Source organism: Allobosea sp. 2RAB26, from assembly GCF_052115465.1.
Lineage (GTDB): Bacteria > Pseudomonadota > Alphaproteobacteria > Rhizobiales > Beijerinckiaceae > Allobosea.
Genome location: NZ_JBFRGS010000003.1, coordinates 155759 through 176398, shown reverse-complemented (window position 1 = coordinate 176398; position 20640 = coordinate 155759). Strand labels below are relative to the sequence as shown.

General features: G+C 65.4%; 21 protein-coding genes. 7 read left to right on the top strand and 14 right to left on the bottom strand.

Going from position 1 to position 20640, the window contains the following annotated elements:
• Positions 1-88 precede the first annotated feature (88 nt).
• Positions 89-688, top strand: coding sequence for a superoxide dismutase (locus tag AB4118_RS06560; protein WP_441488982.1), 600 nt, complete (start codon positions 89-91; stop codon positions 686-688).
• Positions 689-760: 72 nt separating this feature from the next.
• Here AB4118_RS06560 and AB4118_RS06555 read toward each other — a convergent pair whose 3' ends face one another.
• Together AB4118_RS06555 and AB4118_RS06550 are read right to left on the bottom strand one after the other, a co-directional pair.
• Positions 761-2422, bottom strand: a complete 1662-nt coding sequence (locus tag AB4118_RS06555) for a methyl-accepting chemotaxis protein (protein ID WP_441488981.1) — start codon at positions 2420-2422, stop codon at positions 761-763.
• Positions 2423-2592: 170 nt separating this feature from the next.
• A complete protein-coding gene (locus tag AB4118_RS06550; RefSeq protein WP_441488980.1) occupies positions 2593-3423 on the bottom strand; it encodes a ChbG/HpnK family deacetylase in 831 nt (276 codons plus the stop codon).
• A 163-nt stretch (positions 3424-3586) separates the two neighbouring features.
• On the opposite strand from AB4118_RS06550, the gene AB4118_RS06545 reads away from it, so the two are divergent.
• On the top strand, positions 3587-4621 hold the full coding sequence (locus AB4118_RS06545; protein ID WP_441488979.1) for a glycosyltransferase family 2 protein: 1035 nt from the start codon (positions 3587-3589) through the stop codon (positions 4619-4621).
• Positions 4622-4745: 124 nt separating this feature from the next.
• Positions 4746-6272, top strand: a complete 1527-nt coding sequence (gene murJ / locus AB4118_RS06540) for a murein biosynthesis integral membrane protein MurJ (protein ID WP_441489227.1) — start codon at positions 4746-4748, stop codon at positions 6270-6272.
• A 12-nt stretch (positions 6273-6284) separates the two neighbouring features.
• Here murJ and AB4118_RS06535 read toward each other — a convergent pair whose 3' ends face one another.
• The 4 genes from AB4118_RS06535 to AB4118_RS06520 all read right to left on the bottom strand — a co-directional run bounded on the left by AB4118_RS06535 (position 6285) and on the right by AB4118_RS06520 (position 9298).
• Positions 6285-7265: an NAD(P)H-dependent flavin oxidoreductase gene (locus AB4118_RS06535; protein ID WP_441488978.1), complete on the bottom strand. Its 981-nt coding sequence runs from the start codon at positions 7263-7265 to the stop codon at positions 6285-6287.
• Between the two features lie 5 nt (positions 7266-7270).
• Positions 7271-8137 carry a branched-chain amino acid aminotransferase gene (locus tag AB4118_RS06530; protein ID WP_441488977.1) on the bottom strand — a complete coding sequence of 289 codons (867 nt, stop codon included), beginning with the start codon at positions 8135-8137 and terminating at the stop codon, positions 7271-7273.
• 125 nt (positions 8138-8262) lie between these two features.
• A complete protein-coding gene (locus AB4118_RS06525) occupies positions 8263-8580 on the bottom strand; it encodes an AzlD family protein (protein WP_113515472.1) in 318 nt (105 codons plus the stop codon).
• A complete protein-coding gene (locus AB4118_RS06520; RefSeq protein ID WP_441488976.1) occupies positions 8567-9298 on the bottom strand; it encodes an AzlC family ABC transporter permease in 732 nt (243 codons plus the stop codon). The genes AB4118_RS06525 and AB4118_RS06520 overlap by 14 nt, the downstream gene beginning before the upstream one ends.
• A 131-nt stretch (positions 9299-9429) precedes the next feature.
• Here AB4118_RS06520 and AB4118_RS06515 point away from each other — a divergent pair, with 131 nt between their 5' ends.
• Positions 9430-10038: a 4'-phosphopantetheinyl transferase family protein gene (locus tag AB4118_RS06515; RefSeq protein WP_441488975.1), complete on the top strand. Its 609-nt coding sequence runs from the start codon at positions 9430-9432 to the stop codon at positions 10036-10038.
• An 8-nt stretch (positions 10039-10046) separates the two neighbouring features.
• On the opposite strand, the gene AB4118_RS06510 is transcribed toward AB4118_RS06515, so the two are convergent.
• From AB4118_RS06510 to pheS, 8 genes are all read right to left on the bottom strand, one after another.
• Positions 10047-10787 carry a TerC family protein gene (locus AB4118_RS06510; protein ID WP_441488974.1) on the bottom strand — a complete coding sequence of 247 codons (741 nt, stop codon included), beginning with the start codon at positions 10785-10787 and terminating at the stop codon, positions 10047-10049.
• An 18-nt stretch (positions 10788-10805) separates the two neighbouring features.
• Positions 10806-11510, bottom strand: a complete 705-nt coding sequence (locus AB4118_RS06505) for a TerC family protein (protein WP_441488973.1) — start codon at positions 11508-11510, stop codon at positions 10806-10808.
• A gap of 72 nt (positions 11511-11582) precedes the next feature.
• Positions 11583-12662 (bottom strand): tartrate dehydrogenase, encoded by a 1080-nt coding sequence (locus AB4118_RS06500; RefSeq protein WP_069877427.1) that lies wholly within the window; start codon positions 12660-12662, stop codon positions 11583-11585.
• Positions 12659-13456, bottom strand: a complete 798-nt coding sequence (locus AB4118_RS06495; RefSeq protein ID WP_441488972.1) for an alpha/beta fold hydrolase — start codon at positions 13454-13456, stop codon at positions 12659-12661. The genes AB4118_RS06500 and AB4118_RS06495 overlap by 4 nt, the downstream gene beginning before the upstream one ends.
• A 359-nt stretch (positions 13457-13815) precedes the next feature.
• Positions 13816-16239 carry a phenylalanine--tRNA ligase subunit beta gene (gene pheT / locus AB4118_RS06490; RefSeq protein ID WP_441488971.1) on the bottom strand — a complete coding sequence of 808 codons (2424 nt, stop codon included), beginning with the start codon at positions 16237-16239 and terminating at the stop codon, positions 13816-13818.
• Positions 16236-16652: an ASCH domain-containing protein gene (locus AB4118_RS06485; RefSeq protein WP_441489226.1), complete on the bottom strand. Its 417-nt coding sequence runs from the start codon at positions 16650-16652 to the stop codon at positions 16236-16238. The genes pheT and AB4118_RS06485 overlap by 4 nt, the downstream gene beginning before the upstream one ends.
• Positions 16653-16654: 2 nt before the next feature.
• Positions 16655-17842, bottom strand: coding sequence for a ceramide glucosyltransferase (locus tag AB4118_RS06480; protein ID WP_441488970.1), 1188 nt, complete (start codon positions 17840-17842; stop codon positions 16655-16657).
• 28 nt (positions 17843-17870) lie between these two features.
• Positions 17871-18953: a phenylalanine--tRNA ligase subunit alpha gene (gene pheS, locus AB4118_RS06475; RefSeq protein WP_441488969.1), complete on the bottom strand. Its 1083-nt coding sequence runs from the start codon at positions 18951-18953 to the stop codon at positions 17871-17873.
• Between the two features lie 129 nt (positions 18954-19082).
• Between pheS and AB4118_RS06470 the strand changes: the two genes are divergently transcribed.
• From AB4118_RS06470 to AB4118_RS06460, 3 genes are read left to right on the top strand one after another with little or no spacing between them, the layout of a single operon-like run.
• Positions 19083-19517 carry a hypothetical protein gene (locus AB4118_RS06470; protein WP_441488968.1) on the top strand — a complete coding sequence of 145 codons (435 nt, stop codon included), beginning with the start codon at positions 19083-19085 and terminating at the stop codon, positions 19515-19517.
• Positions 19518-19520: 3 nt separating this feature from the next.
• Positions 19521-20036, top strand: a complete 516-nt coding sequence (locus AB4118_RS06465) for a hypothetical protein (protein WP_441488967.1) — start codon at positions 19521-19523, stop codon at positions 20034-20036.
• Entirely contained in the window at positions 20033-20629 is a 597-nt protein-coding gene (locus AB4118_RS06460) for an SCO family protein (protein WP_441488966.1), read from the top strand. The genes AB4118_RS06465 and AB4118_RS06460 overlap by 4 nt, the downstream gene beginning before the upstream one ends.
• Positions 20630-20640: the final 11 nt, after the last annotated feature.

Here is a 20640-nt window from a genome sequence, read left to right as displayed (position 1 = left end):
CGGCTGTTCCGCCGGGCTGGCAAGTCCCAAGCCGTTCATGACGAAGCCATTCTCAGCAGTGTGATTTGACAGCCTAAGGAGAGGCCAAATGACCTTTACCCTTCCCGATCTGCCCTACGCCCATGACGCGCTCCAGCCGTTCATGTCGCGGGAGACGCTGGAATATCACCACGACAAGCACCACCAAGCCTATGTCACCAACGGCAACAACGCGATCAAGGGCACCGAATTCGAGGGCAAATCGCTCGAAGAGATAGTCAAGGGCTCCTACGGCAAGAACCCGGCTGTCTTCAACAATGCCGGCCAGCACTACAACCACCTCCATTTCTGGAAGTGGATGAAGCCCAATGGCGGCGGCAAGCTGCCGGGCGCGCTGGAGAAAGCCGTCGTCGATTCGTTCGGCTCCGTCGACAAGATCAAGGAAGACTTCGTTGCGGCCGGCGTTGGCCAGTTCGGCTCCGGCTGGGCCTGGCTCGAGGTCAAGGGCGGCAAGCTCGCGATCAGCAAGACCCCGAATGGCGAGAGCCCGCTGGTTCACGGCGGCACGCCGATCCTCGGCGTCGATGTCTGGGAGCACTCCTACTACATCGACTATCGCAACCGCCGTCCCGACTACCTCAAGGCCTTCCTAGAGAGCCTGGTGAACTGGGACTACGTTGCTGAACTCTACGACGGCGCCAAGGCCTGACGGCAGCGCAGTCGTGACCCTATGCGACGGGGCCCTTTCGGGCCCCGTTTTGCATTCTTGGCAGGGTGACGGTCAGGCCGCCACGCTGTGCAGGAATTGGTCGACCGTCGCGCGCAGCCGCAATGCCTGGGCCGCAACCTCGCCAGCGGCATCCCGAACCTGCCCCGCAGATTGTCCGGTCTCCTCGACGCTGTCCGCGAGCACGCTGAGATCGCTCGACACCGACAGCGCTGAAGAGCTTGCCATCGCAACGCCGCTGGCAATCTCGCCGGTCGCGATCGCCTGCTGCTCGATCGAGGTTGCGACCGCGTTCGTGAAGTTCTCGATCGCGCCCATTCGGTTGGCGATGTTCAAAATGGCGCCGACGACCTCACCGGTCGCCCCCTGGATGGCGCCAACCTGTGTCACGATCCGATCTGTTGCATCCGCCGTCTGCGCCGCAAGACTCTTCACCTCCGACGCAACGACCGCGAAGCCACGCCCAGCGTCGCCGGCGCGCGCAGCCTCGATCGTCGCGTTGAGCGCCAGCAGATTCGTCTGTGCGGCGATGTCCCGGATCAGATTCACCACCTCGCCGATCGCGCGGGCGGTTTCGTCCAGCGCTTGCACCGAACCCGCGGTGTCGCGCGAGGCTGAGGCTGCCTCGACGATCTCGGTGCGGACATGCCGGATCTGAAACTCGACCTCGCGGATGGCCGCGCCCATCTCTTCGGCGGCCTGTGCGGCGTTCTCGACATTGGCCGAGGCCCCGTGCGAGTTCTGGGCGGCGCGGGCCGCACGTCCCGACGACTCTGCTGCAACACGCGCCAAACCATCCGACGCTTCGCTCATCCGTTCGGCATTGTTCTTGAATGCCTCCAGCGCAGCACCAACCTCGCCCCGGAACAGGGCAATCGATTCGTCGACGCGGCGCTGCTGGTAGCGGCGTTCGGCCTCGGTGACGTGCTGGGCCTCCTGGAGGGCCGCACGCTCTCCCAACCGGACCTTGAGCACGCTGAGCGCCTGCGCGATCGCGCCGATCTCGTCGCTCCGGTCTGCCGCGTCGATCGGTGTATCGAGCTTGCCGTCGGAGATGCTGACGATGGCCTGGGTCATGCTCTTCAGCGGCCGCATCGTGCGCGACAGGGAAACCCAGAGCAGCGGTCCGAGAATGAGCAGGATCAGAACGCCGATGCCGATCGTGACGAACTGCTCAAAGGAGGCCCGCGCATTGAGGCGCGTCTTGTCGAACCGGACGGCGACATAGCCGACCTGCTTCTGGTTCGGCCCAATCCGCACCGAACGAAGCTGGACGAGGTAGACATTATCCTCAAGCTGAAGAGTATCGCGCTCCTTCAAGGCATCCCAGGGCTCGCGCCCAAGTGCCGCCGCCAATGAGCGTGGGGTGAGCGAAAGCCTGCTCTCGGTCGATTCGCCGGCGCTCGCCAGGGCAACGATGTCATCGGCGACGAAGCCGGCATTGAAATCGGGGTCCTGACGCAGCGATTCGAGGATGTATCCCAGTGTCGTGGTGTCACGGGACAGAATTAGCGCCGGAGCGGCATTCGTGACCATGCTGGTCAGCGCAGCGATCTTGTGCTCGAGATCGTCGCGGGTCTGGGCCTGATTATAGCGTGATGCCACGATCACGAGGATGAGGATGGCCGCCGCGACGATGGCAATCGCCGCCCCAGCGATCCTGCTGCCGAGCGAGAGCGAACCGCGTGTTCCAGCCGAGCGCTTCGATGCAACCATCGCGATCGCCCCAGATCGCTTCAACCATGCCATAGCGCCGAGATCTCCGCCGGAGGCTGCAAGGGTAGGATCCGAACGGACCGGTGCTTACAAACTGAGCGATCACGGTAAATTTTCGATTGCGTAGGGTTAGCTTCGCGGCAAAGTTTTTAGCCGGCACCGACCTGTGGTCAAAACAGCTCCGAGAAGCGCGCAATTCTGAAGCCCGGCGGAGGCACGAACGCGGCAAGGGCAGCGTGTTCGAGCGCGCGCGTGGCGATCACCGGATCGAGCCGCGCCAGTTCGTCATCGATATGTCCGGGATGACACATCACAAGATGTGCCGCTCCGGGCGCGATCAGGAAATGGCGCAGATCCGCGCCGAAGTCGCGTTCGGAATCGAATGGCGAAACGCCAGAGAAGCCCCGGTTGACCGGGATCCCGCGCCGCAAAGCCTGCGAGCGCAGGCCCACGGCCAGACCAGCGATCACCAGTGCCTTGCCTACCGCCACCCCGCGCTGGCGGATCGCCCGGGCCGAGTCGGCCGGATCGCGCAGATAGACCGTCCCTTCCGGGTAGCGGCGCTGGATCGCCCGCAGCACCGCTCCGCGGACGCCCGGCAGCACGTGGACGTGCTGATGGCCGTCGACAAAATCCGGTGCGTGGCCCAGCGCGTCCTCGAAGGCTTCGAGCTGACGGCCGATCTCGCCCGCGATCTCGGCGCGGGCTGCGGCCGAGGTCGCCGCCGCCCGCGCGAGATCGCCGAGCCTTGGGAACATGCCCGCTGGCGCGACCCGCTGCATCGGCCCAAGCGGGGCAGCGCAGGTCAGATTGAGATGCAGCCCGAGATCAGCCCTGCCGGAAAAGCTGCCCAGTTCGGAGGCAAGGCGCTGCCAATGCGGCCGGTTTGTCATTGCGCCCGTCGCCGAGAGCTTTCCAAGCGCAAGCAATTCCAGGATCGAACGGCTAACGCCTTCGGTCATGGCAAAATCATCGGCACAAAGAACGAAACGGATCGTCATCGATTTCGTTGTCCAGGGTTCATCCGCGATGGTGTAAGGGGCCCGTCGTAGGACTTGTGAGCACAACAGCTTTACGGTTCTGTGCCCATCGCGTCACCCGTGTCGAGCCCGGCTTCGCCGGAGGGCGGGGCCGGCCCGTCCTGGCCGGATCAAGAGGTCAGTCGTGTCGGAAACTTCGCCCGCTCCCAGCCTCGCAGTGCAGCGCCCCGCGCCTGCCCGGCCGGAGCTCTCCATCGTCGTCCCCGTTCACAACGAGGCCGATAATCTGCCGCTTCTCGTCGAGCGCCTGAAATCCGTGCTGACAGGCGTGGTTTCGTCCTGGGAAATGATCTGCATCGATGACGGCAGCCGCGACGGCTCGCTCTCCGTGCTGCGCCTGCTGAACGCCAGCGACCCGCGCATCAATGCCGTGTCGTTCAGCCGCAATTTCGGCAAGGAGATCGCCATCGCCGCCGGGCTCGACCATGCTTCGGGCGATGCGGTGGTGATCATGGACGCCGATCTGCAGCATCCGCCGGAAACCATCCTGACCTTCCTCGCCAAGTGGCGGGAAGGATATCTCAACATCTACGGCCAGCGCGCCGACCGCTCGGGCGAGAGCCGGCTGAAACGCGGCTTCGCCAAGGCTTTCTATCGGGTCTTCGCCAGTTTCGGCGAGACGGAGTTGCCGGAGGGCGCGGGCGATTTCCGCTTGCTCGACCGCCGCGTCGTGGACGCGTTGCGCGCCCTGCCGGAGCGGGCACGGTTTTCCAAGGGTCTCTATGCCTGGGTCGGCTTCCCCTCGACCGGCGTGACCTTCGAAGTCGCCGAGCGCCAGCACGGCGTCACCAAGTTCAGCTTCCGCAAGCTGTTCAGCTTCGCCTTCGACGGGTTGTCCTCGTTCTCGACCGTGCCGCTCAAGATAGCGACCTGGACGGGGGTGATCATCGCCCTGATCTCGACCTTCAGCGCCTTGTTCTTCCTGTTGCGGACGCTGCTCTACGGCACCGACCTGCCTGGCTTCCCTTCGCTGATCGTGTCGATCATGTTCTTCTCGGGCATCCAGCTGATTTCGCTCGGGCTGATCGGCGAGTATGTCGGACGCATCTTCGCGGAAGTGAAGCGCCGGCCACTCTACCTGATCGGCGAGCGGGTCGGTTTCAACGCGCGCGCCGTCGATCATCCGCGCGGCGACGCATTGCCGCCATTGATCCGCTAAGAATGGTGCAGACGATTCGGCTTGTTCCGGCGCAGGCGAGCGCGCCTTGGGGCAAGAGCGAGGCCTGGAGTTCGAGCATGACGCCGTCCGCACGCCGGAAACCACATCCCGGCCGCATGCGCTGATGTTCAGGAAGATCCTGTCCGTTGGCGGCTTCACGCTGCTCTCCCGCCTGAGCGGTTTCCTGCGCGACATCGCTCTCGCCGCCGTGCTCGGCGCCGGCGCGATGATGGATGCTTTTTCCGTCGCGTTGCGGCTGCCCAATCATTTCCGCGCGATCTTCGGCGAGGGCGCCTTCAACCAGGCCTATATCCCGGCCTATGCGCGCATCAGGCAGCAGACCGGAGACGCCGCGGCGGCGCTCTTCGCCAACCGCGTCTTCACGCTGAACCTGATCGTGCAGGTCGTTCTGCTCGCACTCGCCCTGCCCCTGATGCCCGAGGTCGTGCGCCTGCTCGCGCCCGGCTTTGCCAACGATCCTCAGCGCTTCGAGCTTGCGGTCGCGCTGACGAGGATCACCTTCCCCTATCTGCTCTTCATCACGCTGGTGACGTTGCTCGCCGCGAACCTGAACGCCGTCGACCGTTTCGCAGCCGCAGCGGCAGCGCCGGTCCTGCTCAACATCTGCCTGATCGCGGCACTGTTCATCGCCTTCCTGTTTCCGAGCGCAGCCTATGCCGCCGCCTGGGGCGTCGCCGTCGCGGGCCTGCTCGAATGGCTGCTGCTGGTGCTTGCGGCCCGGCAGGCCGGCGTGTCGACGGCGCTGACGCGCCCGCGTGTCGATGCCGATGTGAAGAGCTTTCTCAAGGCTTTCGGCCCGGCCGTCATCGGCTCCGCCGGCGTGCAGATCGCGCTGTTCGCCGACACGATCATCGCCTCCCTGCTGCCGCGTGGCGCCTATGCCTCGCTCTACTATGCCGAACGGCTCTACCAGCTGCCGATCGGCGTGATCGCGATCGGGGTGGGTACGGTGCTGTTGCCGACCATGAGCCGCCTGATCGCGGCCGGCGATATCCACGGCGCGGACAAGGCGCAGAACCGGGCCGTGGCGCTGACGCTGGTCATGGCCGCCCCCTTCGCCGCAGCCTTCCTCGCCATCCCGGAGCTGATCGTCTCGGCCCTGTTCGAACGCGGCCGTTTCGATGCGGCAGCAAGCCAGGCGGCGGGCGCAGTGCTGTTTGCCTATGCAATCGGGCTCCCGGCCATCGTGCTGATCCGCTCGCAGGTCTCCGCCTTCCAGGCTCGTGGCGACACCACGACGCCAATGCTGGTTTCGCTTGCCGCCATCGCCGCCAATGTCGCACTCAAGCTGCTGCTCTGGCGCGATTTCGGCGCGCCCGGGCTTGCGTTGGCGACGGCAACCGGAGCCTGGATCAATGTCGGTGCCTTGTTCGTCCTGGCGCTGCGCCGCGGCTGGACGAAACCGGACCGGCAGCTTCCCGGGCTGATCGTCATCACCCTCGCAGGTGGTGTGATTGCCGGGCTGGTCGCCCGTGTGCTCGCGCCCGGTGTCCTGGCCGCACTGGCGCATGTCCCGGTCGAGCCGCGCCTTCTGGCACTCACCGCGATCGGGCTGGTGGCCGCGAGCCTCTATCTCGTGATCGTTGCTGGCGGGTTGAAGGCGGCAGGCCTGTTCCGGCTCCTGCGCTGACCGGCAGATTCGTCAGGCCCTGAGCCGGGCTGCTCCGGAGCGAATGCGCGCGGCGGCCTCCGCAACCATGCGCTCGACGATCTCGGCTGCCGTCGGGATATCCGAAATCAACCCGGCAGCCTCGCCGAAGATCACTGCGGCGCCCTGCGGATCGCCGGCCATGAAAGCCGCCTTGTAGGCCGGGGCCTCCGCTTCGATCACGTCCTTGAGTTCATGGTCCCGGCCAACCCATTTCGCAATGAAGGCGTTGGCGCTGACCCGGATATCGAACGGTCTTGGCCAGTCGAGCTGGCGGACGATATCGGGGAGCGACGAGCGCACGGTCTCGTCCCCCGTCGCGGCGACGGCGACCGCATGGTGATTGGCGTGAACCAAGGCCTCACGGCTCGCCCAGAAACGCGTACCGACCAGAACGCCGTCTGCCCCCAGCATCAGGGCCGCCGCGAGTCCACGGCCATCGGCGATGCCGCCCGCCGCCAGCAGCAAAGTATCAGGGCTTTCGCGTGCGAGCAGATCGGCCACTTCCGGCACGAAAGGCAGGGTCCCGCGCGCTTGACCGTGACCACCGGCTTCGGCGCCCTGCGCGACGATGACGGCTGCGCCGGCCCGCAGCGCCTGCCGGACATGAACAATCGACTGGCACTGGCAGATCATCGGCACGCCAGCCGCCGCGATCTCGCCCGCAAAGGGTGCAGGATCGCCAAAGGAGAGCATCAGCGCCGCAGGCTGATGCTCGAGAACCTTGCCAAGCAAATGCGGCTGCCTCGCAAGCGACCAGGTGATGAAGCCGCAGCCGGTCCGGGTATTGCCGGCTGCGGCGAATTGCTGGTCCAGCCAGGCATCATCGCCGTAACCGCCGCCGATCAAGCCCAGCCCGCCGGCGCGCGTCACAGCGGCGGCCAACGCCCCGCCCCCGGCCAGAGCCATCGGCGCGGACAGGATCGGATGATCGATCCCGAAGCGCTCGGTGAGCCGGGTGGCGAGGCACGCCACAGTGACTAGGCGGTCTTGGAGTGCGCGAAGTCCATGTAGAGTTCGCGCGCCTTGCGGAACAGCGGGCCGGGCTGGAGCGCGGTGTTGTCGATCCGGGAAACCGGCATGACCTTCGAGTAGTTGCCGGAGATGAAGATCTCGTCGGCCTGCTCGAAATCGCTGTAGCGCAGGCTGGTCTCCTCGACCGTGATACCGTCCTGGCGCAGCAGCGAAATGACGCGCTGGCGGGTGATGCCGTTCAGGAAGGTGCCGTTCGCGACCGGGGTCTTCACCACGCCGTCCTTGGCCATGAAGATGTTGGACGTCGCCGTCTCCGCGACATTGCCAAGCATGTCGAGCACCAGCGCGTTGTCGAAACCGGCCGCCTTGGCGGCGCGCAGGACACGGGCATTGTTGGGGTAGAGGCAGCCGGCCTTCGAGTCCGTCGGCATGGTCTCGAGCGTCGGGCGGCGATAGGCGCCCTGCGTCACCGAGAAGCCGTTCGACGGCACCGGCATCGGAGCCTCGAAGAGGCAGAGGCAGAACTTGGTCGACTCAGGGTCGGCCATGATGGTCGAGAGACCGTCTGCCTCGCCCCAGTACATCGGCTTGACATAAAGCGCCGTGCCCGGGGCGAATTTCTTCGCGCCTTCATAGGTCTTGGCGATGATCTCCTCAGCCGACATCGTCGCCTTCAGGCCGAGCGCATGGGCCGAGCGGTTTACGCGAGCCGCATGCTTGTCGAGATCGGGCGCCTTGTCCTCGAAATAGCGAGCCCCGTCGAAGACGGTCGAAGCCAGCCAGCTGGCATGGGTCCGCGGGCCCATGATGCCCGGATTTCCCTCATGCCATTCACCTTCGAACCAGCTCCAGGTTTGCGAATACCAAGCCATAACCATCCTCGATTTTGTCAGTGTTATTGACCGACACCGTCTGCCGCCCCGCCGCGCGCGTCAACATGCCGAAGGCCCTCCGGCAATGACGTCATGTGATGGAAGCAATGCAGCCGGGTGATGGATCACAAGCCAAAGGCGCGGGCGAGCGAAACCACCGCCATGCCGACGACAAGTGCCAGAAGCTCGCTTCGGCGCAGTACCATGCTGCCGACAGCGGCCAGCAGCGCCAGCGCCGCAGCAAGCCCCAGACGCTCGACCAATGGCAGCACGGTTGCGACGACGATCGAGCCCGGCAATGCGGCCAGCCCGCGCCGGACATGCGGCGTGAGAGGGATGAACCCCATCAACACCACGCCCGAGATGCGACAGAGATAGGTGGCGATCGCCATGGCGGCGATCGCTGCCCAGGCTCCCCAGCCGGCGAGATCAGGCAGCGTCATCGAGGAAAGCTCCAGCGACCGCGCCAGAGAGCGCTCCGACGATGATGAAGGCATAGCCATCGACCAGCTTGGCCGTGACAAGCGCCACGATGCCCGCAACCAGCCAGGGCCGCGCCGCCTTCCGGCCACGCCAGAGCGGCACGATCATCGCTGCGAAGAAGATCGGCATCACGAGATCGATGCCATAGCGTCGCGGATCACTCACCAGCGAGCCGAGCAGATATCCCGGCACGGTGGCAAGAACCCAGACAACCCAGAGCAGGAGTCCGCCGCCGATCAGCACGCCGAGATCGCGCCCACCCTCGGCGTGATAGCGCGTTCCGACCAGCCAGTTCGCATCGGTGAAGAAGAACAGATGCAAGGCGTTGAGGGCCCGCGGAAAACGCGAGAACCAGGGCTGAAGCGACGCACCTTGCAGCACCATCCGCGCATTCACCGTCGCGGTGACGGCTGCAAGGCCGGCGATCGCCCCCCAGGTCCATTCCGGCCGCCAGAGTTCCATCGCCACGAGCTGCGCGACCCCGGCATAGACAATCGCGCTCATCATCACGGTTTCCAGCAGGCTCAGGCCCTTCGCCGCGGCGGCTGCACCGAAGGCAACCGCGAAAACGATGATGCCCGGGAGCACCACGGAAATCTTGCGGACTCCCAGAATCATGCCGCGCCAGGTCACGGGCGCGCGCGCTTCCTTCGGGAGTGGGTCGGGTGACGACGTCATGCTTCTTCCATGGACCAAGCAGGCCCCGCGTCAACGGGTCCAGGCGGCGCCGTTGCATGAATTCCATGCAGGGCGGCGCAACGCGGATCAACAGAGGCGACGGAACGCCCCGAGCCCGCTAGCATTCCGCGATGCTCTGGCTGACCTCGATCGATACAAAGGCCTCCACACTCCCCGCGGTCTGGCTGATCCCGACCAGCGAGCGACCGGCCAATCTGATGGAGCGCGCGCGGCTCAGACGTAGCGTGGCTGGGCTCGTGCTGGACCACCAGCTCGGCCAGCCGGCCGCCACCAGTGAGATCGGCCATGACGAGCGGGGCCGGCCGCTGCTCGTCGGCCCCGCTGGCCGCGACCTGCATCTTTCTCTCGCGACGCGCTCAGGCATCGTTGCCGTGGGCCTTGCCGAGCGGCCGATCGGCGTCGATGTCGAGCGGGTGGAGCAGCAAACAGAGCCGCCGCTGGCCGTTCTGCACCCCACCGAAAGGGACATTCTGCTTGCCCTGCCTGCGGCTGAAAGACCGCTCGCCTTCGCGCAACTCTGGAGCGCGAAGGAAGCCTATGTGAAGGCACTGGGCACGGGCTTCGCGCACGCGCCCGAACGCTTCTGCGTGAGATTCCTGGCGGAAGGATTCTTCACGGTCGAGGACGCGGGCGTTCGCTCCATCGGTCTCGGAGCGGCCCGCCTCATGAAAAACGGCGACCAGGAAGACCTGGCCGCCGCGATTGTCGTTCTTGCCTGAAGGGCGGCTTAGCCGGGCTGGTTCACCGGCTTGCGCTTCAGGACGTAGCCGATGATGCAGACGAGCGCCGCGCCGAGAGCCGCGCTGACATAATGGGGCAGGTTCGCAGGCCCGACGCCGAGCGGGTTGACGTCCGTCGAGACCGCCTTGACCCAGGTCGGCATGTTCACCTGCAGCCATTGCAGCACGGCGATATCACCCAGAATCATCTCTGCCGCGATCCAGCCGAGCAGTGCAGCGCCAATCCAGATCAGGATCGGGAAACGCTCGATGATCGAGGTCAGGAGCTGCGCGCCCATGATGATCAGCGGGATCGAGAGCAGCAAGCCGAAGATGAAGAGCTCAGGGTGGCCCTTGGCGGCGCCGGCGATCGCGATGACGTTGTCGAGGCTCATCACGGCATCGGCGATGGCGATGGTGCGCACGGCCTTCCAGAGATTGTCCGCTGCCTTGATGTCGGTATGCGCTTCCTCTTCACCCTTGGCGAGCTTGACCGCGATCCAGAACAGCAAGAGGCCGCCGACGACCTTCAGATAGGGCACGGCCAGCAGATAGGTGACCACCAGAGCGAAGGCGATACGCAGGCCGACCGCCGCACCCGCGCCGAGCCAGATGCCGACCTTGCGCTGATTCTCCGGAAGGGAGCGGACGGCAAGCGCGATCACCACCGCGTTGTCGCCGGACAAGAGCAGATCGATCCAGATGATCTGCAGCAGCGAGATCCAGAATTGGCTCGACGAAAAATCCATTTTACGGTCAGTCCTCTATCAAGTTGCCGGGTCGGGCCGGCGTGATTTCAGCCAATAGCCAAGGCCGAGAACCAGCAGCGCTCCAAGGATCGCCGCCGGATATTCAAGCTGGTGCATCACTGCTGCACCAAATTGCGATGCGAACCAGGGGTCGCTATCGAGCATCTCGCCCGCGACCCAGCCGAGCAGCCCCGCCCCCGCCCAAACCAGGAGCGGGAACTGGGCCAGCAGGCGGGTGATCAAGGAGGCGCCGACGACGATCAGCGGGATCGAGATCACCAGCCCCGCCACCAGGAGCGGAATCGAGTCCTTGGCGACCGCAGCGATCGCCAGGACATTGTCGAGGCTCATGACGATATCGGCGATCGCAACCGTCTGAACGGCCTTCCAGAGCTTGCTGCTGGCGGCGATGGCGTCGTCGTCACCCTCGCCATCCTCCAGAACCAGCTTCACGGCGATCCAGAACAGCAGCACCGCGCCGGCGATGCGCAGGAAAGGCGCGCTCAGGAGCGAGGCCACCACGACCGTGAACACGACCCGCAGCAGCACGGCGACAATGGCACCAAGCGCAATGCCCTTGGTGCGTTGCGCCGGTGCCAGCGCCCGACAGGCGAGCGCGATCACAACCGCGTTGTCGCCCGACAGCACGATGTTCAGCACGATGATTTCGAAGAGCTTGCCCCAGAGGAGGGGATCGGCCAGCGAAGCAGCGGTGAAATCCATGGATGAAGCAGCCTCTCGCGGAATATGATCGCTTTCTAGCCAATACCCTGGCTGGAGTCGCGCCCTTCTTGCTCAGCCCAGCGCTTGCTCGACTGCTCTGCCCGCAGCCTCGGTGCTCAAGGTTCCGCCGAGATCGCGCGTGCGCGTCCGGGCGTCTCCAAGGGCACGCTCGATCGCGGCCTCGATGGCCTTTGCGGCCTCGCGCTCGCCGAGATGGTCGAGCATCATCGCGCCTGACCAGATCTGGCCGACGGGATTGGCGATGCCCTGGCCGGCAATGTCGGGCGCCGAGCCGTGAACGGGTTCGAACAGCGAAGGGAATTCACGGGTCGGGTTGATGTTCCCCGACGGCGCGATGCCGATCGTGCCGGTGCAGGCCGGCCCGAGATCGGACAGGATGTCACCGAACAGGTTGGAGGCGACCACGACGTCGAAACGATCGGGATTCAGCACGAAATGCGCGGTGAGGATGTCGATATGGTACTGATCGACCGCGATATCCGGATAGTTCTTGGCCATCTCCTTCACCCGCTCGTCCCAGTAGGGCATGGTGATCGAGATGCCGTTCGACTTGGTGGCCGAAGTCAGCTTCTTGCGCGGCCGGCGCTGGGCGAGCTCGAAGGCGTATTTCAGCACGCGGTCGACGCCGACGCGGCTCATCACCGTCTCCTGCAGCACGATCTCGCGCTCGGTGCCGGCATACATGCGCCCACCGACAGAGGAGTACTCGCCCTCGGTGTTCTCGCGCACGACAAAGAAATCGATATCGCCCGGCTTGCGGTTGGCCAGCGGGCCAGGCACGCCGGGCATCAGCCGCACGGGGCGGAGATTGACATACTGGTCAAATTCACGCCGGAACAGCAGCAGCGAGCCCCAGAGCGAGATGTGGTCCGGCACCTGCGCCGGCATGCCGACAGCACCGAAATAGATCGCGTCATGCCCACCGATCTGGTCCTTCCAGTCGTCGGGAAGCATCTTGCCGTGCTTGGCGTAGTAGTCGCAGGAGGAGAAATCGAAGCTGTCGCAGCGCAGCTCGAAGCCGAACTTCTTCGACGCCGCTTCGAGCACCCGCAGACCTTCGGGCATGACCTCCTTGCCGATGCCGTCGCCGGCGATCACAGCGATGCGGTAGACGCGATTGGTTCCGGTCATGTGTCTTCTCCGAAGAAAGCCGTGAATTCGGCAGCGACGAGATCGGGGATCTCCTCCGCCAAATAATGGCCACCGGGCAAGGGCCGGCCTTGGACATTCTGTGCACGCTGGCGCCAGAGCGCCAGGGGATCGAAGCAGCGCCCGATCACGCCCTGCTCGCCCCAAAGCGCCAGCAGGGGCTGCTCAAGCTTGCGGCCACCATCCTCGTCGTCATGACGGAGGTCGATGGTCGCGGCCGCGCGATAATCCTCGCAGCTCGCGTGAATCGTCGCCGGATCGGCGAAGCAGCGCAGGTAGTGTTCAAGCGCCTCAGGCGCGAAAGGGGTCAGACCGGCGGAGCCCGAGCCGCATTTCTTCAGCCAATAGGCCTTGGAATCAGCACCGATCATGCGCTCGGGAAAGGGCGCGGGCTGGATCAGGAAGAACCAGTGCCAATAGGCACGCGCGAAGGCGTCGGTGGTATTGGCATACATCTCGCGCGTGGGCGCGATGTCGAGCGTGGCGAGCCTCGTCACACGGCCTGCGTGGTCGAGCGCCATGCGATGGGCCACGCGCGCGCCGCGATCATGCGCCCCAACGGCAAACCGATCATGGCCAAGCGCAGCCATGACCTCGACCATGTCCTGCGCCATCGCACGCTTGGAATAGACAAGATGAGCGGCATCGGAGACAGGCTTCTCGCTGTCGCCATAGCCACGCAGATCTGCACACACCAGGGTAAAATGCCGCTTCAGCCGGTCCGCGACCTTGTGCCAAAGCGCATGCGTCTGCGGATAACCGTGCAGCAGCAGCAAGGCCGGCCCCTCCCCGCCTGTCCGCACGCGAATTCGCGCACCCGACGTCTGAACGTCGAGCAGGCGAAAGCCAGGGAAAAGGCTGTCCGCAACGGGACATTCGGAGATGGTCATACAGCCAGGGCACGTTGAAACGATCAGCAGCCGATAGCGCGATTGTTCACGGATTGCGCGGGCGGATTATTACACAATCTGGATCAATAACGCGCACTGGCCCATCGCCCCAGAGGCGCACCAACGCTCTGCCCCGAGACAGCCCGATGACAGGCCTGCCAGATACGCAAAAGGCGGGCGCGCCCAGTGTCGCTCCCGCCTTCCCGCATGTCTGCTCCGGGGAACCGGTGCTCCCGGCCTGAGGATCAGCTCCGCAGGGTCGCGCCGTAGCGCTTGGTCATCTCGGCGACGATCTTGCTGCCGACCGCATCGATCTCGACATCGGTCAGCGTCTTCTCGGCAGGCTGGAGCGTGACGGCGAGCGCCACGGATTTCTTGCCTGCCTCGACGCCCGGCCCCTCATAGAGATCGAACACCGTGACATCGGAGATCAGGCTGCGCTCGGCATTCTGCGCCGTGCGCATCATGTCACCCGCCGCAACCTTGGCATCGACGATGAAGGCGAAATCGCGCGTCAGCGGCTGGAAGCCGGAGAGGCTCAATTTCGGCTTGACCTTGGTCGGCCTGGCCTTCGGCAAAGGCAGGGTGTCGAGATGGATCTCGAAGGCCACGAGCGGCCCCTTCACGTCCAGCGCCTTGAGGATCTTGGGATGGACTTCCCCGAAGGCGCCGATGACGCCCTTCGGCCCGAACTGCAATGTCGCCGACCGCCCCGGATGAGCCCAGGCAGGGCCACCGGCCACGACCTGCAAGCCGCCGACGGGGATTCCGAGACCGGAGAGCAGGGCCATGACGTCGGCCTTGGCATCGAAGGCATCGACAGGCTCGGCCGCACCGTCCCAATGACGGCCGACACCCTCGAGCCGGGCCGTGCCGCGGCGCAAGCCGGCGGCCGCTATCACCTGGCCTTCGGGCTCATCGCTGAAGAAGACCTGCCCGACCTCGAACAATGCGACATCGCCGAAGCCGCGTGCCGCATTGGCCTGGGCCGAACGGATCAGCCCCGGCAGCAGCGACGGCCGCATGTCGGAGAGATCGGCGGCAATCGGATTGGCCAGAACCAGCTTGGGCGAGCCGCCGCCGAAGAGCGTCGCCGCCTCGTGCGAGATGAAGGACCAGGTCACCGCCTCGACCAAGCCACGGCTGGCAAGCAGACGCTTGGCGGCGCGGGTGCGCTTCTGAAGCACGGTGAGAACCGGCTTCACCACCTCTGCCTTGATGCGCGGCAGCGGCGTGGAGGCCACGCGGTCGAGCCCGGCAATACGCAGGATCTCCTCGACCAGATCGGCCTTGCCCTCGACATCGCCGCGCCAGGACGGCGCCGCGACCTTCACCCGCTCGCCCGCACCCGAGACATGGAAACCGAGCGAGGTCAGCGCGAGCTTCATCTCGACCTGCGGCAGATCGAGCCCCGTCAGACGCTTCACTTCCGACCACGGGAAATCGATCGCGGGGCGCGACTCCGGAAGCTCGCCCTCGAACACCATTTCGGAGGCTTCGCCGCCGCAGAGATCGATGATCATCACCGTCGCGAGATCGAGGCCCGGCCGGCAGAAATCCGGATCGACACCGCGCTCGAAACGATAGCGCGCATCCGAGTTGATACCGAGTGCTCGGCCCGAACGGGCGATGTTGAGCGGGTCCCAGAGCGCGCTCTCGACCAGGACATCCACCGTGTTCTCGTCGCAGCCCGAAGCCTCGCCACCCATGATGCCGGCGAGCGATTCGACGCCATGCGCATCGCAGATCACCACCTGTTCGTCGCTCAGCTTGTAGGTGCGTCCGTCGAGCGCGAGAATCTCCTCGCCCGCCTTGGCCCGGCGCACCGTGAGATCTCCCCTGACCTTGGCCGCGTCGAAGACGTGAAGCGGCCGGTTGCGGTCGAAGGTCATGAAATTGGTGATGTCGACGAGCGTATTGATCGGCCGCAAGCCGATGGCGCGCAGGCGGGCCTGCAACCATTCCGGTGACGGACCGTTCTTCACGCCGCGGATCAGGCGCAAGGCAAAGGCCGGGCAGAGCTTCTTGTCCTGCGGCGCGAAGTCGAGCGTGACCTTGACCGGGCACGGGAACGAGCCGCGCACCGGCTGGATCGACGGTGTCCTCAGCGTGCCGAGACCTGCGGCGGCGAGATCGCGCGCGACACCGCTGACGCCGAGCGCGTCGGCCCGGTTTGGCGTGACCGCGATCTCGATCGTGGCGTCGTCGAGCTTTGCATAGGTTGCGTAGGGCATTCCGACCGGAGCATCCTCCGGCAGTTCGATGATGCCGTCATGATCCTCGGAGAGCTGGAGCTCGGCCTCCGAGACCAGCATGCCGTTCGACTCGACGCCACGAATGACGCCCTTGCCGAGGGTGATGTCCTTGCCGGGAATGTAGCTGCCCGGCGGCGAGAACACCCCCTTCATGCCGGTGCGGGCATTGGGCGCGCCGCAGACGACCTGCACGGGCTCGCCGGTGCCGGTGTCGACCAGGCAGACGCGCAGCCGGTCGGCATTCGGGTGCTGCTTGGCCTCGATCACATAGGCGATGGTGAAGGCCTGGAGCGCCTTCGCCCTGTCCTCGACGCCTTCGACCTCGAGCCCGACACGCGTCAGGGTCTCGGTGATGGTGTCGACCGTATCGGTGGTGTCGAGATGGTCTTTGAGCCAGGAGAGCGTGAATTTCATGCGTGTGCGTCCATCGGAGCGAGCACTTCCACCAGACGGAAGCGTTCGCAAATCAAGGTCATGTCGGGACTGAAGACGCCGAGGCGTCGGAAATAGGCTTCATGGGCTTGGCGCCATGAGGCCAGAGTACGGTCGTCCTCGCCTTCCTCGAAGGCGAATTCGGCATCGATCTCGTCGAACCGCCGCGTCGTCAGTTCGAGCGTCTCGATGACGCAGACAGGTCGCTTGCCGCCGTCGAGGACGATCCACATCTGGCCGACCTCCGGGCAGTCGGGATCATCGGGCGTGTTCACCGTCGCCCGCTTGCGGCCGCTGACGACGAGCGCGGCCAGTTCGGAGGCCAGCTCCGGGCTGTCGCCAAAGGAGAAGCTCGGGCAGTCCCGGTAGCGCTCGGGGATCGTGGTCGTGCCCATGGTCACGCCGCCCCGTCCCGCCGAGCCGCGACCGGCGACAGCTGGGACTGGTCATCGTTCAACCGGTCCTCGCCATCGGTCCTGATCTTCATCGCGTTGCCGCGCCACGTCACCTCGCCCGCGACGAAGGCATAGGCCCAGATCCCGGGAAAGACGATGTCGCGCACCAGGAAGGCGAAAGGCAGCCGCCACGACAGGTACCAGCCGACGCCATAGGCCAGAAGCATCTCGCCCGCGTACCAGGGCAGCAGCACGGCACATAGCGCGACCCAGGCCGGCAACCCAAAGGCTGGCGCCGCAACAACGGCCGCCAGCACCGGCAACAGCGGTCCCGACAGGATCTCCGGTGCGAAGAAGGGCAGGAACGTCACCCGGCGCAGCCTGGCCCAGCGGAACTGGCGCTGCACCACGTCGCGCAGGCTGCGCTCGCCCAAGGGCTGCTCGAAGGGCTGGCCGACGAGATGGACATGCTTGCCGGCCCGGCGCACCAGCTTCGTCGCCGCCGCATCTTCGGCGATCTCCGCCCCCAACGCTGCAATGCCGCCATTGGAGTCGAGAAAGGGCTTGTTCCAGAGCATCGACTTGCCCTGCGCGAATCCGAAGCCGAGCGCCTCGCCGGCATATTGCCAGCGCGCCTGGAAGGTATTCAGGAAGGCGCATTCGAGTTCGGCGCAGAAGCCCTGCGGGCGCGAACCGGCCGGTGTCGAGCAGACGAGCGCGGTCGTGGGCCGCCACGCCGCCAGCATCCGCTGGATATAGTCCTTCGGCATCAGCACGTTGGAATCGGCGAGAATGACCCAGTCCGTGTCCGCCGCGTCCCAGCCTTTGACGCAGTTATTGAGCTTCGGATTGGCGCTGACGGCGACATCGCCGACGATCAGCCGCACGCGATCGTCGCCGAAGCGCCTGATCAGATCCTCGATCAGCGGTACGATAGGGTCGTCGCCATCGGCAACGCAGAAGATCGTCCTGTAGCGGGGGTAGTCGAGCACCAGCCCCGAGCTCAACGTCTCGCGGCTGAACGCCTCGAGACCGCGCACCGGCCGCACGATCGTGACGGCCGGGCACTGGTCGAGCAAGGCCGAGCCCAAAGCGCGGTGGCGCAGGCGGAAATAGGCGATCGCGAGGCACAGCAGGTTGAGCGCGACGGCAAGCACCGCGAACAGTCCTGCTCCTGCTGCGACTGTCATCCCGCCCTCCCCTGCACGACCGGCTCCCTCACGACGTCAGGCCGCCAGTCAGGGTCGGCAGGTCGAGTGGGCGGAAGCCGTAATGGGAGAGCCAGCGGATATCGGCCTCGAAGAAGGGGCGCAGGTCCGGCATGCCGTATTTCAGCATGGCGATACGGTCGATGCCCATGCCCCAGGCGAAGCCCTGATAGACATCGGGATCGAGGCCGCAATTGCGCAGCACGTTCGGGTGCACCATGCCGCAGCCGAGAATCTCCAGCCAGTCGTCGCCTTCGCCGAAGCGGATCTCGCCGCCCTTGCGCGAACACTGGATGTCCACTTCGGCCGACGGTTCGGTGAAGGGGAAGAAGGAGGGGCGGAAGCGCATCTTGACGCTATCGACCTCGAAGAACGCCTTGCAGAACTCCTCGAGCACCCATTTCATGTGGCCAAAATTGGCCTTCTTGTCGATCACCAGACCTTCGACCTGATGGAACATCGGGGTGTGGGTCTGGTCGGAATCCATACGATAGGTCCGGCCCGGGCAGACGACGCGGATCGGCGGCTCCTGCGAGATCATCGTGCGCACCTGCACCGGGGAGGTGTGCGTGCGCAGCAGCTTGCGCTCGCCATTGGCGTCAGGCGCGAAGAAGAAGGTGTCGTGCATCTCCCGCGCCGGGTGGCCGACGGGGAAGTTCAGCTTGGTGAAGTTGAGATCGTCGGTTTCGACATCGGGACCTTCCGCGATCGAAAAGCCCATGTCGCCAAAGATCGTGGTGATCTCGTCGATGACCTGGCTGATCGGGTGGATGCGCCCGCGCGCCTCCGGCCCCTCGCGCACCGGGAGGGAGACATCGATCCGCTCGGCAGCAAGGCGCGCGTCGAGCGCAGCCTGCCCCAACGCCTCCTTGCGCTCGGTGATGGCGCCCTGGACCTTGTCGCGCAGGCCGTTGATCAGCGGGCCCTTTTCCTTGCGCTCGTCCGGCGTCATCGCGCCCAGCGTCTTCAGCAGCGCGGACACAGAGCCCGACTTGCCGATCGCAGCGATGCGCAACTGCTCGAGCGCGGCTTCGTCCTGCGCAGCGGCGATCTCACCAAGAAGTGAATCGCTGAGGGTATCGATCTCATTCATGCCTGATCTGGTCCGATTGCGAGGCATCTTCTAGGGTGTCATCTTGAGCGATGCTAGGGGCAATCGTGCTGGCAAAGCATCGCAGGCGCGACGGCAGAGACCCTGCTTGGCCGAAATGAGCGCAGCATCATGACAATCCTGTCTCACTGGCGCGCATTGGCATTCCTGATCGTCGCGCTGAGTGCCGCCCCGGCAAGGGCACAGGACGGGCAGCGCGTCACGATCACCGGGGAAATCAGCGATACCTGGTGCACGATCAGCGGGCTGATGTTCGCCAGGGGCACAGCCCACCACCAATGCGCAATCTGGTGTGCGCTTGGCGGCATCCCGGTCAGCATCCGCGACCCGGCCGGCAATCTCTATCTCATTCTCAAGATCGGCGACGACGACGAGAGCGCCGCCAATCCGCGGGTTGCGCGAATGGCCACACACGAGGTCACAGTCGATGGCGAACTGCTCGAGCGCGACGGCGTGAAGTACCTGCTCGTCGACAGGATCGCCGACGACAAGGGCGTGATCAGCATGACCCATGAAGAACACGGCATCCAGCCGTTCGGGAACTGAGCGATGCGAATGCTGCGGCACATGCTGGCTGTGGCCGCGCTTCTCGCCGGCATCCCCGTGACAACCGCGCGCGCGGCCGAAGCCTGGAACATCCCGTACGAGACTGCGACAATCCTCAAGGGGCGGGTCGTCGATGCGCTCTGCCATCTCACGGGCCGTTGCACGCCCGATTGCGGCAGCGGCAAGCGCCAGCTCGGCCTTGTCCTGGCCGACGGCACCTTCCGGCTTGTCGCGAAATCGAACGTCGACTTTGCCGGCTCGGTCCGGGACCTGATCGGTTATTGCGGCCGCGAGATCGAGGCCGATGGCCTGCTGATCGCCAATCCGGCAGTGACAGTATTCTTCGTGCAGGCGGTCCGCGAAGGCCCCTCGCAGCCCTGGATTCCGGCCGAACGCTTCAAGTCCGACTGGGAGGCCCGCAACGGCAAGGCCGCCGAATGGTGGCGGGCCGATCCTGAAGCGAGCCGCATCATCGCCGAAGACGGCCCATACGGAATCAAGGGACTTCGGCCGAAATGATCTCGCGGCGGGTGCTGCTGGCCCTTGGCGCCATCCTGCCAGCCGCAGGCGCGTTCTCGCAGCAACCGCCTGCATCTGGCGCCAGCCCTATCGACCCGCTCGCCACCCGGTTCGGCGGCCCTTTCACGCTCATCGACCACACCGGCAAGCGCGTGAACGACACGGATTTCCGCGGGCGGTTCATGCTGGTCTATTTCGGCTTCACCCGTTGCACCGATACCTGCCCGGTCGATCTTGCGATCATCGCGCAGGCGCTCGACGCCATCGGCCCGCAGGCCGAGCGGCTCGCGCCGCTCTTCGTCACGGTCGATCCGGCCCATGACACGCCCGCCACGATGGCAGCCTATGTCACAGCCCTCCATCCGCGCCTGATCGGACTGACCGGCAGCGAATCGGAGATTGCCGCGATCGCCCGCGCCTACAAGGTGCATCGCCGCAAGCTCACGCTGCCGCATCATGGCACCGCGGAGTACGCCGTCGATCACGGCTCCCTCACCTATCTGCTGGACCGCGAGGGGCGCTTTCTGACCTTGCTGCCGCACAATGCCGGCGCGCCACGTCTCGCCGAGATCCTGAACAAGTACCTCGGCTGAACACGTGCTTG

Excerpts from the sequence above, each read along its gene's own strand:
- AB4118_RS06560 (WP_441488982.1), top strand. The coding sequence starts at position 89 with ATGACCTTTACCCTTCCCGATCTGCCCTACGCCCATGACGCGCTCCAG.
- AB4118_RS06555 (WP_441488981.1), bottom strand. The coding sequence starts at position 2,422 with ATGGTTGCATCGAAGCGCTCGGCTGGAACACGCGGTTCGCTCTCGCTC.
- AB4118_RS06550 (WP_441488980.1), bottom strand. The coding sequence starts at position 3,423 with ATGACGATCCGTTTCGTTCTTTGTGCCGATGATTTTGCCATGACCGAA.
- murJ (WP_441489227.1), top strand. The coding sequence starts at position 4,746 with ATGTTCAGGAAGATCCTGTCCGTTGGCGGCTTCACGCTGCTCTCCCGC.
- AB4118_RS06530 (WP_441488977.1), bottom strand. The coding sequence starts at position 8,137 with ATGGCTTGGTATTCGCAAACCTGGAGCTGGTTCGAAGGTGAATGGCAT.
- AB4118_RS06525 (WP_113515472.1), bottom strand. The coding sequence starts at position 8,580 with ATGACGCTGCCTGATCTCGCCGGCTGGGGAGCCTGGGCAGCGATCGCC.
- AB4118_RS06520 (WP_441488976.1), bottom strand. The coding sequence starts at position 9,298 with ATGACGTCGTCACCCGACCCACTCCCGAAGGAAGCGCGCGCGCCCGTG.
- AB4118_RS06515 (WP_441488975.1), top strand. The coding sequence starts at position 9,430 with ATGCTCTGGCTGACCTCGATCGATACAAAGGCCTCCACACTCCCCGCG.
- AB4118_RS06510 (WP_441488974.1), bottom strand. The coding sequence starts at position 10,787 with ATGGATTTTTCGTCGAGCCAATTCTGGATCTCGCTGCTGCAGATCATC.
- AB4118_RS06505 (WP_441488973.1), bottom strand. The coding sequence starts at position 11,510 with ATGGATTTCACCGCTGCTTCGCTGGCCGATCCCCTCCTCTGGGGCAAG.
- AB4118_RS06500 (WP_069877427.1), bottom strand. The coding sequence starts at position 12,662 with ATGACCGGAACCAATCGCGTCTACCGCATCGCTGTGATCGCCGGCGAC.
- pheT (WP_441488971.1), bottom strand. The coding sequence starts at position 16,239 with ATGAAATTCACGCTCTCCTGGCTCAAAGACCATCTCGACACCACCGAT.
- AB4118_RS06485 (WP_441489226.1), bottom strand. The coding sequence starts at position 16,652 with ATGGGCACGACCACGATCCCCGAGCGCTACCGGGACTGCCCGAGCTTC.
- AB4118_RS06480 (WP_441488970.1), bottom strand. The coding sequence starts at position 17,842 with ATGACAGTCGCAGCAGGAGCAGGACTGTTCGCGGTGCTTGCCGTCGCG.
- pheS (WP_441488969.1), bottom strand. The coding sequence starts at position 18,953 with ATGAATGAGATCGATACCCTCAGCGATTCACTTCTTGGTGAGATCGCC.
- AB4118_RS06470 (WP_441488968.1), top strand. The coding sequence starts at position 19,083 with ATGACAATCCTGTCTCACTGGCGCGCATTGGCATTCCTGATCGTCGCG.
- AB4118_RS06465 (WP_441488967.1), top strand. The coding sequence starts at position 19,521 with ATGCGAATGCTGCGGCACATGCTGGCTGTGGCCGCGCTTCTCGCCGGC.
- AB4118_RS06460 (WP_441488966.1), top strand. The coding sequence starts at position 20,033 with ATGATCTCGCGGCGGGTGCTGCTGGCCCTTGGCGCCATCCTGCCAGCC.